General features: G+C 34.8%; 17 protein-coding genes. 3 read left to right on the forward strand and 14 right to left on the reverse strand.

The window, feature by feature from the left end:
- Positions 1–52 precede the first annotated feature (52 nt).
- The gene (locus MUA40_RS10570) at positions 53–304 is read right to left on the reverse strand and encodes a hypothetical protein (protein ID WP_103356360.1); all 252 of its coding nucleotides are present in this window, start codon (positions 302–304) and stop codon (positions 53–55) included.
- Positions 305–585: 281 nt separating this feature from the next.
- On the opposite strand from MUA40_RS10570, the gene MUA40_RS10575 reads away from it, so the two are divergent.
- The 3 genes from MUA40_RS10575 (at position 586) to sarA (ending at position 3,611) form a co-directional block, all read left to right on the forward strand.
- Positions 586–1,515 carry a DMT family transporter gene (locus tag MUA40_RS10575; RefSeq protein ID WP_016424367.1) on the forward strand — a complete coding sequence of 310 codons (930 nt, stop codon included), beginning with the start codon at positions 586–588 and terminating at the stop codon, positions 1,513–1,515.
- A gap of 454 nt (positions 1,516–1,969) precedes the next feature.
- On the forward strand, positions 1,970–2,872 hold the full coding sequence (locus MUA40_RS10580; protein WP_126496078.1) for an efflux RND transporter periplasmic adaptor subunit: 903 nt from the start codon (positions 1,970–1,972) through the stop codon (positions 2,870–2,872).
- Between the two features lie 367 nt (positions 2,873–3,239).
- Positions 3,240–3,611, forward strand: coding sequence for a global transcriptional regulator SarA (gene sarA / locus MUA40_RS10585; RefSeq protein ID WP_016424365.1), 372 nt, complete (start codon positions 3,240–3,242; stop codon positions 3,609–3,611).
- A 366-nt stretch (positions 3,612–3,977) separates the two neighbouring features.
- Here sarA and MUA40_RS10590 read toward each other — a convergent pair whose 3' ends face one another.
- The 13 genes from MUA40_RS10590 to MUA40_RS10650 all read right to left on the reverse strand — a co-directional run bounded on the left by MUA40_RS10590 (position 3,978) and on the right by MUA40_RS10650 (position 15,099).
- A complete protein-coding gene (locus tag MUA40_RS10590; RefSeq protein WP_016424364.1) occupies positions 3,978–4,694 on the reverse strand; it encodes a hypothetical protein in 717 nt (238 codons plus the stop codon).
- A gap of 239 nt (positions 4,695–4,933) precedes the next feature.
- Entirely contained in the window at positions 4,934–5,440 is a 507-nt protein-coding gene (locus MUA40_RS10595) for an SA0570 family protein (protein ID WP_016424363.1), read from the reverse strand.
- A gap of 86 nt (positions 5,441–5,526) precedes the next feature.
- Positions 5,527–6,327, reverse strand: a complete 801-nt coding sequence (locus tag MUA40_RS10600) for an alpha/beta fold hydrolase (RefSeq protein ID WP_016424362.1) — start codon at positions 6,325–6,327, stop codon at positions 5,527–5,529.
- Positions 6,327–7,031, reverse strand: a complete 705-nt coding sequence (locus tag MUA40_RS10605) for an HAD family hydrolase (protein ID WP_016424361.1) — start codon at positions 7,029–7,031, stop codon at positions 6,327–6,329. Before MUA40_RS10605 ends, MUA40_RS10600 begins: the two co-directional genes overlap by 1 nt.
- Before the next feature lie 56 nt (positions 7,032–7,087).
- Positions 7,088–8,038 (reverse strand): FecCD family ABC transporter permease, encoded by a 951-nt coding sequence (locus MUA40_RS10610; protein ID WP_016424360.1) that lies wholly within the window; start codon positions 8,036–8,038, stop codon positions 7,088–7,090.
- Positions 8,028–8,909: an ABC transporter substrate-binding protein gene (locus MUA40_RS10615; RefSeq protein WP_016424359.1), complete on the reverse strand. Its 882-nt coding sequence runs from the start codon at positions 8,907–8,909 to the stop codon at positions 8,028–8,030. The genes MUA40_RS10610 and MUA40_RS10615 overlap by 11 nt, the downstream gene beginning before the upstream one ends.
- 245 nt (positions 8,910–9,154) lie before the next feature.
- Positions 9,155–10,813 (reverse strand): arginine--tRNA ligase, encoded by a 1,659-nt coding sequence (argS, locus tag MUA40_RS10620; protein ID WP_016424358.1) that lies wholly within the window; start codon positions 10,811–10,813, stop codon positions 9,155–9,157.
- A gap of 1 nt (position 10,814) precedes the next feature.
- On the reverse strand, positions 10,815–11,225 hold the full coding sequence (locus tag MUA40_RS10625; RefSeq protein WP_016424357.1) for a YwiB family protein: 411 nt from the start codon (positions 11,223–11,225) through the stop codon (positions 10,815–10,817).
- Positions 11,226–11,332: 107 nt separating this feature from the next.
- Complete coding sequence (locus tag MUA40_RS10630; protein WP_016424356.1) at positions 11,333–11,851, reverse strand: YwhD family protein; 519 nt, start codon at positions 11,849–11,851, stop codon at positions 11,333–11,335.
- A 206-nt stretch (positions 11,852–12,057) separates the two neighbouring features.
- Positions 12,058–13,356 (reverse strand): HD domain-containing protein, encoded by a 1,299-nt coding sequence (locus MUA40_RS10635; protein ID WP_016424355.1) that lies wholly within the window; start codon positions 13,354–13,356, stop codon positions 12,058–12,060.
- 25 nt (positions 13,357–13,381) lie between these two features.
- Entirely contained in the window at positions 13,382–13,861 is a 480-nt protein-coding gene (locus MUA40_RS10640) for a GNAT family N-acetyltransferase (RefSeq protein ID WP_050331720.1), read from the reverse strand.
- 88 nt (positions 13,862–13,949) lie between these two features.
- On the reverse strand, positions 13,950–14,486 hold the full coding sequence (locus MUA40_RS10645) for a flavodoxin family protein (protein WP_016424353.1): 537 nt from the start codon (positions 14,484–14,486) through the stop codon (positions 13,950–13,952).
- A 280-nt stretch (positions 14,487–14,766) separates the two neighbouring features.
- The gene (locus tag MUA40_RS10650) at positions 14,767–15,099 is read right to left on the reverse strand and encodes a YuzB family protein (protein ID WP_167732947.1); all 333 of its coding nucleotides are present in this window, start codon (positions 15,097–15,099) and stop codon (positions 14,767–14,769) included.
- Between the last annotated feature and the right edge of the window lie 160 nt (positions 15,100–15,259).

A 15,259-nucleotide genomic window follows, 5' to 3' on the forward strand; every position in this document is an offset into this window, starting at 1 on the left:
ATACCAAATAAATAACGAGAGCCTGTCACAAATAAACGTGACAGGCTCTTTTCTAGTCATTCTTTTGATAATGAGGTCGAATTCTCACTTCATCACCATAGAATATCTTATATTTCCCCAACTTATAACATATCGCATATTTCTCAAATACTTCTTCAACCCTTGCTAACGTTTTGTAAGACTTAAAAGGGTTTAAAACTTCAACATATTGTCCCTCTTGAAGTTGGGTTGACGGTTTTACATTGATAAAAAACATTTGTTCATCAATGACACGTACGATCTCATGTTCGTACAAATTTATCACAACTTTCTCTTACATCATGCAATTCTTCAAATAAATGCCTCAGTCATGCGTTAAACTTAAATAACCTTCATGTGATTAATACAATTAAGTTCAACAACAATTTTCATGACTCCTCCCTATCTTAATCAAAATAACTTGCGTTTGTAAATATATCGTAACTTTCTTTTATCTAAAATATTAAACTTTTTGAAATTAAAATTCGATAAATCCCTTTAAGTGCTATCTTATTATATTTTGCTATAATAACACTATCTTAATTAAACAATAAGGATGGACATGATATGCTTTCACTTTTACTTATCTTAGGGCTTATCGCAGGTAGTGTCGTCCCGATTCAAACTTCTATCAATTCAAAATTGAGTCTTTATACGCACTCCTCGTTTTATGCTTCAGCTATTTCATTTTCGACTGGAACACTTTGGCTCATCATTGTTAATTTAATCATGAATCCACATGTTTTTTCGATGGCTTCTTTTCGTCATTATCAAATTGATTATTATTGGTACGTAGGGGGATTAATGGGGGTTATCTTTTTAACAGGCAATTTATTGTTACTCCCTAAAATTGGGGCTTCGCTCACCGTTGTCACTACAATTGCAGGTCAAATATTAATGAGTGTCGTGATAGACTCGTTCGGTTGGTTTAACGTAGACATCAAGCCGTTATCCATTTTAAAGGCTTTTGGTATTCTTTTATTACTCATTGGTATTATTTTAATGAATATTCAAAAGCGCTCAAAAGTTGTGCGTACGACGCATCAAACGCCTTTATGGATAATTGTAGGTATTTTATTTGGATTCGCACCTCCAATCCAAACTGCAATCAACAGTCATTTAGGTCAAAGTGTGCACTCCCCTTATTTCGCATCACTCATTTCTTTTACAGTTGGATCACTAGCTTTGATCTTATTAACCCTAATTGTTCACCGTAAATTTTCTATTAGTACATTTCATGCATCAAATGGTCCTTTGAAATGGTGGCATTTTATCGGAGGTGCGCTTGGCGTCATTTTTGTTACTACGAATATTATTTTAACCCCACATATTGGCGTAACATTTACTTTAATCACTGTCATGTTAGGTCAAATTATTATGGGCATGATCATTGATCATTTTGGATTATTAGGTGTTCCACCGCGTCGTTTATCTTCCCAACGCCTTATTGGCTTTGTTGTAATTATTATAGCGATTGTACTCATTCAATTACGCTAATAACATATTTTACAGGCTGGAAGAACTCGGATTGTGCTTAAATCAAATTTAAGTGCAATCTGCAAACCTTCCTCGTTCACTCAATATGACACTATCCTTAGACACTTTTGTTGTCTTTCGAATGAAACATTCAGGTTTTTTAAATTAAGTAGCTGCATATGTCATCACTTTCTTTTCTTCTTTCAATTCTTTTATATTACGATAAAATCATTCAATGCACATGAATTAGTTTAAATGTTCCTGTGCATTTTTCTATACACATTTTTAATGATTTTCTTTTTTAGTCATCATCCCATCTATATTTTGCACAATTATAGTCTGCACTCATCAAAACATTTAAGTTTACGATATACATTTATATATAAATAAAAAAATTGATATTATATATTTTTCAACTTGCATCCCATTTATAACTCAGTATAATATAAATATCTATTTGATGTGAGGTACTCGGATGACAAAAAAATTAATATGTATTGTCTTATTATTTATTTTGCTGCCCTTTTCTTTTATGACATTCTTTTTATTTTTTAATAACCAATCAGAAAACTCTGATTTAAAAATGGTGCGTGCCAGTGCTTCTCAGCCTTTAGTGTTAAATGGCATTGTGCAATCGGACTATCAAAAAGTGATTGTAAATCAAACAACGTTAGGAGAAGTTAAAAAAATTGAGGTTGTAGATGGACAATCTGTAAAAATAAATGACCCACTTCTCACTTACCACAATGCTGCTAAAGCCCACCAAATCAACTTTCTTTCTCATCTTATCCAACAAAATCGAAATCCTTCCAACACCTTAAACTATCGTGCTCAGATTGCTCAACTCCAAGAGCAACAAAACACAACAATCAAATCTCCCTTTGAAGGAATCGTGCATTTGCACAAACATTTTCCGAGTTTCCAGAATGAAAAAATACTTGAGGTTTATTCCAAAAAACAGCACCTATCATTTATAGTTCCGGAAAATTTGTATACGAAGATCAAAGTTAATCAGCCTGTATCTGTCAAGAAAGTTTTTGATACCAAAACTTACAAAGGCACGGTGACTTCTATATCTTCAGTACCTACCACTTCTGATAATTCTTCCAGTTTTTCCACCTATTCTTTCAATGTTAAAACAGCTGAAAACTTTCCTATTGGTACACACTTCACTTTACAAATCGAACAATCACGTATCGTCTTACCCCAAGACACACTTTTTGACCGTAATTCTGTTGTTATAAATAAAAATGGAAAATTCATTAAACGAATAATAAATTATGATAGAATAAATGAGCAACTTTTAATTGATAAAGGTGTTTTTATTGGAGAAAAAGTTGTTAGAAATCCAAATGCAAATATTTTAGAACCAAGTTAAACATGATATTTATCATTTTTTTACATTTTATTGCAATTTTTAGTTATTTAAAGGGAATAGTGGGTAAAAGAGCATTATATAAGAAGTTATATTGTAGAGAATGAATAAGCGTCATTTCATTTAAGATTGTTCTACAGATATCTTTCTTATTTTACAATTTTGCACCAATTAGATATGCTGTAATAAATAATTGCACGCGAAATAAATTAAATATAAATTATAATCGCATATTATTATGGTGTAAGATAGACTTTGTTTGCTATAATATAAAGTGAGCACTGGATTAATTCATTGATATTTATAGCATATATGCGTATTATGATTTGAGTTAATCTTTTAAGGGTTATACAAATGGGAGGTTATGAGAATGGCTGTTACAAGAGTCAAAGATTGTTTTGAATTATTATCCATGGTTACTTATGCCGATAGATTGAAAAGTGTGATTAAAAAGGAGTTCAAAATTAGTTTTGAAGAATTCGCTGTTTTAACACACTTAAGCTATCGTATTGAAGAGGAATACTACTTGAAAGATATTATTAACAACTTGAATTACAAACAACCTCAAGTTGTTAAAGCTGTTAAAAATTTATCTCAAGAAGGTTATTTCGATAAGCGTCGTAATGAAAACGATGAGCGTACAGTACTTATATTGATTAATGATGAACAACGCGAAAAAATTAATGCTTTATTAGAACGTGTGAATGAAACAATCAAATCTACTGATATTAGACCGCAATAAGAATTTACATCACTGATTATTCATAGATCATTCATCTTAATATGGGGAAAGTCTCAACACAAATGAGATTAATTAAATTAAAAACCACTCACAAAATCGACCATTTCTCATATGGTTGTACTTAGGATGAGTGGTTTTTAGGATACCTATCATCTCGCACTGCTACACTCCATTTTCCAACTCTCTTTATTACGTGCAGTGCTTATCTATTTCTACCACTTAATTTAAATGAAGCTTCACACAGTCCTCGTTTTAAAAAAAGTGAATAAAGCGAATGAACCGTCACGTTCATTGTTTTACTCACTCTTTTTAATCACTTTTTATGATTTTATCTTTTCCATTTAATACGCGTTAAATATGTGAATCTTATGATTTCGTTCTTGATGATAATTCAATGGTGTAAAAAATAATCAAGACGAGAATCATCACCCATATCGCTATGGAGATTAATTGTGCTGCTTGTCCATCAGAAATAATAACATCAATCGTCTTTTGCAGTAATAGTAAACCGATACCAGTGTACTCAAGATGTTTTAAATACAGGCCTATACCCATAATTATTAACCCAATAAAAGCTACAGCCATATGTGCATATTGTGTAACGACATGAATACCTAAATTAAAATCGAAGGCATTCATCATAATTAAAACAAACGCAACGAGTGCTAAAACGACGCCGATATAACTTTCGAATTTATTGCGATATAAATAATTTTTATGCATGATACGCATATAAATAATAATTGAAATGGGTAAAATAATTAAAATATAAACTAGTGATAAGCCTGTTGCCGCACCAAATGCAACGAGCTGTTTGTCATATAGATATGAAATCAAGATAAAATTGATAATAAAAAACACCACTGGATTAAACTGTAGTGTAAACAAATTCTTTTGAATAATTAATATAATTTCAGCAGGTGATTTCTGGCGATACTCAATGTAATCTTTATCTTCCGCTTCTGATTTTTGAATATCTTTCCTTAAATTTTCTTTTACATCATCAATCAAATGCGGAGAAACACCTTTATGCTTCAAATAATCTTCTACATTCTCTAGCAAAGTACGATTATTGACTCTCATATAATCCTCCGTCTCACTTAATACATAATCATATTATATTAGAAACCTAACGTATACGCCACCAACAATTTAGTGAAGTCTTATTTGAGTTACTGTCCTTTTGATCGTTATGCTCAAAAATAATATTGATTACAAAGTCTATAAAATAAAAAGGAACGAGGCAGAAATCATTTTGATTTCATTGCCCCGCCCCGGCAAGGTCATGTACAAAAGACATCTTTAAAGGATACCTTTTACGATTAAGCTTCTAAATCAATGCGATAAAGTTTTAAGTGCTGATCTTTTGGATTTTCAGATGCAAATTGATAAGATACTTTACCATCTACCACGTAACCATTATTTCCTGTTACAGAATTATAATGTGCACGTGTAATCGCTTTTTGGCTAACTTCTTTTTTTACATCCTCATAACTTGGTCCGTTGAGCGCTTGGTAACTCATACTAATTCTTTTTACTTTAGACTGCTCGCTTTGTCCATTTGTAGTTACAATCATGAGCCCTTTTTTAGTATGATACTCATAATAATGATCGTGTCCATAGGCTTGTTGCGTATGAATCCCTTTTCCTTTTTCACGAAAAACATCCTTCAAACTTTGACCAATCGTTACCCCTTCAATTGTTTGATCACCATTTTGTAATGCTTTAACTGACTCCAAATCGTTTCCTGTCATTGCGTTTGCTGTTCCTGTGTACGTAGTCAACAATGTCACACATGCGATAAGTATTGCACTGACTAGCTTTTTCATAAAGCGCACACTCCTTTTTTTATGCCGTTATCTTTAGTTATCCATACCCGTAATCATCATAAAATAACGATTTGATTACAAAAATATTACAACTCCATATGATGCGTTGTTCTTTGCATAAAATCTTTGACTTGTTTAAGAAATTTTTCTTTTTCTTCTACAAATGGGTAAACACCTGACTTATTGAATAATTCATATGTCGCATTTGGCATTAACTCAGCAACATGCTTTGACTCATTCGGTGTCACGCGTTCATTTGCCTGACCTGCAATAATGAGCGTTCTCACATGAATTTCAGGTAAAATCTTTTCCAATCCATTTTCCGTAAATGAATGATCAACAGCTGTTTTTTCATAATCTGTTAATAGCGCCTCAGAATCATTCACATTTTTAAGAAATTTACGTACTTTTCCTTTAGCATGATATAAATGCTTCTCTAAAAACTTTTCTTGCTCAGATTCATTACATGTTCGAATTGTTTCTGCGTATTTGCGGAATAATCGCTCATGTGGTAACAAAGTATCATCGACAGTAGGATTAATCAGTATTAACTCAGAAACTTTATTTGACGCACTCAAAGTCAGATCTAACGCGACCGTGCTGCCCAACTCATTTCCTATTACTGTCGCACTTTCAATATAAAGAAAGTCCATGAGCTCTTTTATATCTTGACTATATTCATGAAAATCAATCGCCAACGGTTTATCGGAATAACCATGTCCACGTAAATCGATTAATATAACTTGAAAATAACGTGCCAATCGTGTGGCAATGTCTTCAAAAACCGTATGGTTCATATATATCGAATGTATCATGACGATAGGATAACCTTTACCCATTGAGCGATAATTTAATGCCGTACCATCAGATGTCCTAAATAGTTCCATTACTTTTCAGCCTCCCGCTTTACATTTAAAATATCTAACAACTCTTCAAGTGTTGTGATTTCATAATCCATCTCTGAATCTAGAGGGACGACTTCATCTTCTTGTCCTTCATGACGATACCAAACACTCACCATTCCCATCGCATGCGCCGGCGCAACATCGTTTAATGCGTCATCCCCGACATAGATAACCTCTTCAGGTTGAACATCTAACTTTTCTAAAATATCTTCATAAATACGTGGGTGTGGTTTGCGGAAGCCGACCGTTTCTGAAGTGGATAAATGATTGACGTATTCTTCAATACCCAGTGCATAAACACGATACTGTTTTATTTTAGATTTACCATTTGCAATAACGCCAATCTTATATCCCGCTGCTTTCAATCTTTCTAGCGTATAGTTCGTGTCGTAAAATGGGAACACATAACGATAAAAATGCATTTCAAAGTCATGAAATAAGTCCTTCCAACTTAATCGATCAACGTTGAACTGCTTAATAATTTCTTTGTATAAGTCCGGTTTATCATGGTCTTCATCGTCATCTAATTCAATGAATTTTTTACGAAAATCCGAGGCCTGTACACGTACTAAGTAATCATGAAATCGCTCATACTGTTCTTCGATAAATTTATCGCGAGACTTTTTACGATCCAATAAAGTACCTTCTAAATCAAATATTATTGCTTTAATTTGTGTTAAGTCCATTGATTTCCCCTCATTGTCATTCTTGAAAATTACATAACTCTATCATAGTCAATTGCCTATCGCCGTTCAACTATCATGAGATAAAACATTAAAGGAATACCTATTATTGCCAATACAATACTTGCTGGTATTTGAATCGGCGCAAGCAATTGCGCACCTAAGACGTCGGCTAATACCATCACGGTTCCCCCAATCACGAGATTAAGCAACAATTTAATCGTAAGGGATTGTTGACTGATACGTTGTACAAATTGAGGAATCACCATGCCAATAAATCCTATGACGCCAACAAAACCTATAATAACGGTTGAAATCGCCGTCGCCAATAATAAAACGACGATTGATAAACGTTCGACGTGAAGACCTAAAGCAGCACTCGATAACGTATTCATTTGTAATAGCTTAATTTTAGGAAGACATATCAATATTGCACCTAATGTTAGGGCTAAGACAATACTTACATAGGTGACCTCTCGATATTCTGAAGCAGAAAATCCACCGAACATGTACGCCACAATATTTCGTAATTTTGTAGGATTAAATTGCACCATTAAAAATAATATCGCGTTTAGTAGAGAACCAATTAATATTCCGGCTAGAATCAGTGAACGCGTGGGATAACCGCGTGTTATGAAATATGCGACAGCAATCACAATGAAAAGTGAGACCATCCCCATTATCATCGCAAACGGGGCAATCCAACTAAAAGATAGGCCTAAAAGAACAGCGCATGCTGCACCCACTGTCGCACCATTTGCCAGCCCTAGCGTAAAACTGTCTGCCAGTGGATTGTTCAAAATGATTTGAAACATTTGCCCCGCTAAAGTTAAACCCATACCTGATAAAAGTGCTAATAATATGCGTGGGAGTCTGACCTCTAATATCAATGTTGCCGCCAACGGACTCCCCCATTCAATTTGGCTAAGAAGGCCATACGCACAGACAACAATCAGTGCAATTATCCAAAGCATTATACTGATTAAGCCACGCAAGGCCTTATTTTTCATATATGGCATCTCTTAACAATTTCATGGCATCATCTAAGCGTGGTCCAGGTCGAGACAACATATCATCGTTTAAAGCCACGACGCTCTCTTTTTTCACTGCGCGAATTTGTTCAAAACCACCACGTTGTTTCACGCTTTGTTGATAGTCCTTTGTTGAGACGCCTGCAGTCGACACCATGACATCAGGGTTTTTCTTTATAATTTGCTCTTTACTCACTTTCGGCCATCCTTCTGTATTATCAAATACATTTTTAGCGTGCAGTTGTTTAAGCATGTCATTCATAAATGTGCCTTTTCCAGCGGTATAAATTTCTGGTTCTGAAGCAATTTCAATAAATACTTTAGGCTCTTTTTTCTGTTTTGGAACACTATCTGTTACTTTCTTGATATTTGCTTTTGTCTCATCGATTAAAGATTTTGCTTGTTTTTCTCTACCTGTAAGTTTTCCAATTTGTTCAAATGATTCATACATTTCATTAATTGATTGGGCATCTTTTACATATGCCACTTTAATACCACTTTCACTCATATCTTTTAACACTTTTCCTTGTGTCGCTTTTTGAGATTCATGCGCTAAGATTAAATCTGGTTGCGCTTTAATCAAAGCTTCTTTATTTAAATGCATCGCATCAAATTTTTCTTTTTGCTTTACTTCCTTTGGATAATCATCCACTGTAGAAACGCCGGTAACTTTATCACCGATGCCTAATGCATATAATACCTCTGTGTTACTAGGCATCAAAGAAATAATGCGCTCTGGTACTCTACTCGTTGATTTTCCCGTATCCTTAGATTGATTTGCATTAAAATTACAGCCAGCAAGCACAACTACAATGAGTAGTAAGGTGCTTATAAAACTTTTCCCCCTCATGGTTTCACTCCTATTTTAATTATTTCATATATCTTATCATTTTCTAAAGTTTAATGGTTCATAAAAATTATTTTCTATAATAAATAATGTAAAATTTGAAGCCCTGTCGCAGACAGCCCATGCCCCAAAATCAATTTTCATGCATATTCGAAGATTGAATAACCAAAAAGAAGGCAGAAATCTATGCTTCATTTGCTAGATTTCTACCTTAATTTACTTTTAATTTTATGATTTACAAACTAATTTTACATTTGTTCTGGTGCAGAAACACCAACTAAATGTAATGCATTTCGTAATGTGATACGCACTGCATCAACTAATGCGATGTGTGCCTGAGTTTTTGCATCATCTTCTGTTAATACTTTTTCTGCGTTATAAAATTTATGGAAATGCGCAGCTAAATCTTGAATATAATTTGTCACACGATGAGGGGCTCTCGCTTCTGCTGCACTTTCAATCATCGGTTCAAATTCAGCGATTTTCTTTAATAATTCAATCGCTTTTTCATTTGTGATTGTTTGATAATCTGCACCTTTTTCTACTTGATAACCTTGTGCTTTTGCTTGTCTTAAGATAGAGCAAATACGTGCATGTGCGTATTGTGCATAATAAACAGGGTTATCTTGTGATTGCTCTTTTGCAAGCGCCATATCAAAGTCAAAATGCGTGTCTGGGCTACGCATTGTTAAGAAATAACGCGCTGCATCTACACCGACTTCGTCCATAATTTCTCGTAGTGTAATGGCATTACCTGTACGTTTACTCATTTTGACTTCTTCACCATCTTGCATTAAACGTACCATTTGCATAATTTGTATTTCTAAACGATTACTGTCAACGCCAAATGTCTCTAATGAAGCTTTCAGACGATTAATATAGCCATGATGATCTGCACCGAACAAGTTGATTAGTTTTTGATTGCCGCGTTGAATTTTATCATAATGATACGCAATATCAGGTAAGAAGTACGTATAAGTACCATCTTTTTTGATTAATACACGATCTTTATCGTCTTTAAAATCAGTCGTACGTAACCACGTTGCGCCATCTTTTTCATATGTGTAGCCTAATTCATCCATTTTAGCGAGAACCGCTTTAATTTCATTTTTCTCATAGAGTGATGTTTCACTAAACCAATGATCAAAATGCGTATTAAAATCAGCAAGATCTTGCTTTAATTTTTCCATTTCATAATCTACACCTAGTTTTCTAAACGTTTTTAAACGTTCATCTTCTGATAAATCAACTAGATGCGGTTGTTTTTCTGCTAAATCTGCACCTATGTTTTTAATGTCTTGACCGTGGTAACCATCTTGTGGCATTTCCGCATCATGTCCTAATTGTTGTAAATAGCGTGCTTCAATAGATTTGGCTAGGTTTGTAATTTGATTACCTGCATCATTAATATAATATTCACGTGTTACGTCATAGCCGGCTGCATCAAGTACATTACTTAACGTATCCCCGACTGCAGCGTTACGTGCGTGCCCAATATGTAAATCCCCAGTAGGATTGGCTGATACATATTCAACTAGAATCTTTTCGTTTTTAGGTTCAGCTACACGACCAAATGCGAGATCTTGTTCTAACGCTTGATCAATCACAACATTGAGATAACTTGGGTCTAAATAAAAATTAATAAACCCTGGTCCAGCGATATCGATAGATTTTACATGTGCCGCTTCCGTATCTAAATGGTCAACAATAAGTTGCGCAATTTCTCTCGGATTGCGCTTTGCTAATTTTGTTAAAACCATAGCGATATTTGTTGAGTAATCCCCGTTTTTACTATCTTTTGGGATTTCAATTTTAATATCAGGAATTGTGTCCACGATTTGCGCTTGTTGAATACTATTTTTAATTTCTTGAACTAAAGTGTCTTTAACTTGATCGATAATATTCATCTTATATCTCCTTATATTTAATTTCGTATTGATATTTTCCAATTTGTTCATTTCCTTGAAATAAGGCGTAATACACTTTAAGTTTCCCACCATTTTCGCTCACAAAATGTAATATACTCATTGTGTGGACGGTTAATACCATTTTACCATGCGGAAACTCATAAAACGTGGTCGTATCTTGACCTTCAACAAAATGAAGTGTCATATTGATATCACCTTTACGAATAATCTTGATACTGTCATCCGCTAATTTCACGGTCACATTTACAGCAGCGTCATCCACTTTTTCATGATATCGAATGAAGTCTGCATCTTTTTTCAACCATTGCCCAGTCGTTTGATGGGAGAAAATGTCCTTCTCTCCATCTTTTTTTACAATTTGACGCACATCAACTTTGATATTATGTTCCACAGTGTCATTCACCTTACTTTATAGAATAATACAAGCCATTATATCACACAATACAATAAAGAAAAGAGAGCAAGACATCATGTCCGGCTCCCTTTTTCTGGAAAATGTTAGTTTGCTTCATCGTTCAACGCTTGATGCAACGTCACATCTGAGTTGCGCCACATTTCAGGATGATGCGATTTTAAAAATTCAGCGAGGACTTTACGATTGTCTGCACCAATATGGTCGACAATGACTTTGTGCTTCATCGATTTATCCATCATATTCACATGTTCAGGCATACTTTTATATCCCCGACGAATCGACTTATTAACAAGCATATAAGCTGCAGTCACGCCAGCGTAATAGGGTCCTTGCTCGCCTCTTTCTGTTGTGACCCAACATAACCAATAGGCTTTTGCGCCATCAACATCAACAACTTCCTTGTCTGTTATCCATTTCACACCACGCTCTACTTTAGCACGTGCATGCATCGCACCAATATCTATAAACGCTTCTTGTGCTTCGATATCTATAAAAACAGGTGCCACATTATCTAAACTAATGGAACCTAAATTCGTTCCTTTATGACCATCTAGCGGGTCTTTTTTAATAATATTAAAATTAAAGCCTTTTTTCTCCGCCATTGCATGTCCCTCCATCAAACATAATCTCTCAAATACAAGTGAAGAATAAAAATTGATTTGAAAGACGTCTTCCCAATCAGTAAGAATGATAAGAAGTAAGACACGCCTCATTCAAAGCGAATGCCCAATCCTATCCTTAACGGCAACATGATCTTTTGTGCCCTTTCATATGGGCAAGACGCATGGTTCACTCAATCACTAATTGATTAATTTAACTCATTCAAAAGATTAATAATAGTACTTTTTATCTCGAGATCTTCAATATTAATAATGAGCTCTTTAGGATAATAGAGCTTATAGTCTTCACGTTTAATGCCTGTAATACTTGAAATAATGAGCGATTGGCTACTGATTTCTCGAATACTACCATTATTTTGTAATAAATGTATCGGTTGTCTATTAGATCCAGGTCGGTCATAATCATAAGGTAAGTCTGAAAATGAATCACTGACAAAATAATAGTCAGGGTCGATACCTGCCTGTTGAAATAAATCGCGCAACTCAGTAATCGTAATGATTGAACCATCAAATGGTAGATATTTAAATAAATCACGATTAATAAAGCGACGCGACAAATCACTTAAAATCGGATCGGTTTCTTCCATCCATTCTTTTAAGTAATATGTAACATCTGTTTCATCTAATTTAATATATTCTTCAACTGTTGCTCTATTCTCAAAAAAAGGCACAAAATCTCTTGGAGAGATTTTAAAAGCGTAGCCTTGTTCATATAAGTATTTCGCGCGTTTAAAACAATGATTAAGTAAAACCTCTCCACCCCGACTTACAGGGTGAAAGTAGATTTGCCAATACATTTGATAACGACTCATAATAAAGTTTTCAACGGCATGCATTCCGCTCTCTTTAATCAGTACCTCATCTTTCGAAGGTCGCATCAATCTTAAAATGCGCTCCATATCAAACATACCATAAGACACACCCGTGAAATAAGCATCTCGTTGTAAGTAATCCATTCGATCTGCATCAATTTGTGATGAAATCATTGAAATAACTAACTTATTGTCATGCGTTTTATTAATCACTTCGGCGACTTCATTTGGAAAAGTATCACTGACACGTTTCAGTACCTTATTGACTTCCGTGTCTCCTACAATAATCGCCTGAGTATATGCTTCATGGTCTGTATCAAATATTTTTTCAAAACTATGGGAAAATGGCCCATGTCCTAAGTCGTGTAACAAGGCCGCGCACATCGCTAGTGGTCGATCTGCATCATCCCACTCTGGCCGTCCTCTAAACGATTCGTCAATCATGCGTCGAACAATCTCATAAACGCCAAGTGAGTGACCAAAACGGCTATGTTCAGCAGTATGAAATGCTAAATTGAGTGTACCGAGCTGTTTAATTCGGCGTAACCTCTGGAATTCTTTCGTTTTGATTAAATCCCAAATCAATTGATCTTGTACGTGTATATAGCGATGAATCGGATCTTTGAAAACTTTTTCTTCTGGTAATTTACGTGCTGCATAAGTTGATTTCGTCAATCGAAAATCCTCCTTAATCGCAATTTTATCTCAGTCTTTTTTTCATAAGGGCGAGATGCATCGTTTCACCATACATCACATGTTCATATGTACGTAATACTTCAAAGCCTTCTTGTTCATAAAATGCGACACCTTTTTCATTTTGCGTATCGACTTCAAGGTAGACAGCATCATATTGACCATCGTAGTGCGAAAGTCCTTTTTCTAACAATAAACGTCCATAACCTTTATTTTGTGAATGTGGACGCACATAATGCGCTGATAAATAAAGTTCGCTTCCTTGTATAAAGTTAGCGAAACCTACTACTTCTTTATCTTCAATTGCGACAATAAAGAGTTGGTCTTCTAATCTTTTACGCAAATGCTCTTCGTTATATGAAGCCGCGAGTAATTCGTTCACAGTGGAAGCCGCATAAATATTCAAATACGTATTGTACCACGCTTTGGTCGCAACATCGCGGATACCAATGACATCATCAGGTGTAGCAATTCTTACTTCATACATTCAACATTTCGCTCCTTACTTGCATTATAGAATACATACTATTATACCATAAATGCACAATTAAATAGGATTGAAAATATTTATTTCGTCACGCGTAAAACTGGTTCCAACGCTTTGCCTCTTTCATTGCATAGTTATCATCACGAATATCACCAGGACGTTCTGCATAGCCAATTAAATAATCTTGTAAGTGTGCACCTAAATACTGCAAACTATATTCAATCTGTTGCACACAAGGCAGCGCTTTAATTCTAGGGCTATCGCCACCCACAATAATTAATCTAAAGTTGATTTTCGCCATTTTTTCTTTAAAATCAACGTAACGCGGATCTTGTAATGTTTCCGACCAATGGTCAATAAATGATTTTAATGTCGCACTCACACTGTACCAATAAACCGGTGAAGCAAATATCACTTCATCGCTTTGTAGTACTTTATCAATGACTTCTTGATAGTCATCATTGTAATCCAGTATCGTTTCATGTTGATGTCTGACATCTCTCACTGGATTAAACTTTAATTTTGTCAAATTAATCCATTCATGGTCGTGCCCGTTTAATGCTTCTTTAACCAGTGCAGCCGTATTGCCGTGATCTCGACTTCCCCCGAATAGCACCGTAATCATAAAATATCATCCCTTTTACTTTTTTGAATGTATGAATACTATTCCCATGTAAAGCGCTAAATATGCATGAATTCCTTTATCTTGCATGTGGACAACATTTTCAAAACCGGCAATAACTCATAAAAAAAGGCTAAGACACCATCACGTCTTAACCTTTTTAAGGATTTAAAATGACATCATTATTTCTAGGTACGCCACACCATAAAACAACTTTGTATCCGTACATGCCTGTTGCCATTTCTCTCTTATTTATTTTGAATCAATTCAATGATTTAATCGCTTATTGACGTTTAGCGAGTTTTTCTTTCAGCTTACGATCTTGTTCTTCTTTTCGACGCTTACGCTCCTCATTACGCTTTCTGAGACGTTCTTCTTCCTCTGTATCTCTTGGTTTTTGAAGTTGTTTCGTCACCTTTTCCATCAATTCTTCCTCAGTTTGCGCAGCGAGTGGTCGATTGTTCACAAACGCAAAAGTTTTACGTCTTCCTGGTCCGCAATATGATTGACAGCCCACTTCAATTTCCGCTTCAGGGTCTAACTTTTTAAGCTTTTGCGTCAATGTTTTAATGTTAACCGCTTGGCAATCATCGCAAACCATGAATTTATTTTTCACTTTAGCGTCCCACCTCTCAATTTTTTAGCTCTATCCATTTTACTCTTTTTTCAATATTTTTCAAGTTACAAATCTTTAGAGATATTGAACGTCAACCCCTATTTATACGCCACTTAAAAAACTTTATTAAGACCGTCCTTCGCCCAACGTTAAAGTTCCC

The sequence above is a fragment of the Staphylococcus schleiferi genome (assembly GCF_025558325.1).
GTDB classification, from domain to species: Bacteria; Bacillota; Bacilli; order Staphylococcales; family Staphylococcaceae; genus Staphylococcus; species Staphylococcus schleiferi.

What these genes read in the sequence shown, in the direction of transcription:
- MUA40_RS10615 (WP_016424359.1), bottom strand. Translation starts at nt 8,909, where the DNA reads ATGAGGGGGAAAAGTTTTATAAGCACCTTACTACTCATTGTAGTTGTG.
- MUA40_RS10595 (WP_016424363.1), bottom strand. Translation starts at nt 5,440, where the DNA reads ATGAAAAAGCTAGTCAGTGCAATACTTATCGCATGTGTGACATTGTTG.
- MUA40_RS10590 (WP_016424364.1), bottom strand. Translation starts at nt 4,694, where the DNA reads ATGAGAGTCAATAATCGTACTTTGCTAGAGAATGTAGAAGATTATTTG.
- MUA40_RS10645 (WP_016424353.1), bottom strand. Translation starts at nt 14,486, where the DNA reads ATGATTACGGTGCTATTCGGGGGAAGTCGAGATCACGGCAATACGGCT.
- MUA40_RS10600 (WP_016424362.1), bottom strand. Translation starts at nt 6,327, where the DNA reads ATGGAACTATTTAGGACATCTGATGGTACGGCATTAAATTATCGCTCA.
- MUA40_RS10605 (WP_016424361.1), bottom strand. Translation starts at nt 7,031, where the DNA reads ATGGACTTAACACAAATTAAAGCAATAATATTTGATTTAGAAGGTACT.
- MUA40_RS10575 (WP_016424367.1), top strand. Translation starts at nt 586, where the DNA reads ATGCTTTCACTTTTACTTATCTTAGGGCTTATCGCAGGTAGTGTCGTC.
- MUA40_RS10640 (WP_050331720.1), bottom strand. Translation starts at nt 13,861, where the DNA reads ATGTATGAAGTAAGAATTGCTACACCTGATGATGTCATTGGTATCCGC.
- argS (WP_016424358.1), bottom strand. Translation starts at nt 10,813, where the DNA reads ATGAATATTATCGATCAAGTTAAAGACACTTTAGTTCAAGAAATTAAA.
- sarA (WP_016424365.1), top strand. Translation starts at nt 3,240, where the DNA reads ATGGCTGTTACAAGAGTCAAAGATTGTTTTGAATTATTATCCATGGTT.
- MUA40_RS10580 (WP_126496078.1), top strand. Translation starts at nt 1,970, where the DNA reads ATGACAAAAAAATTAATATGTATTGTCTTATTATTTATTTTGCTGCCC.
- MUA40_RS10630 (WP_016424356.1), bottom strand. Translation starts at nt 11,851, where the DNA reads ATGGCGGAGAAAAAAGGCTTTAATTTTAATATTATTAAAAAAGACCCG.
- MUA40_RS10610 (WP_016424360.1), bottom strand. Translation starts at nt 8,038, where the DNA reads ATGAAAAATAAGGCCTTGCGTGGCTTAATCAGTATAATGCTTTGGATA.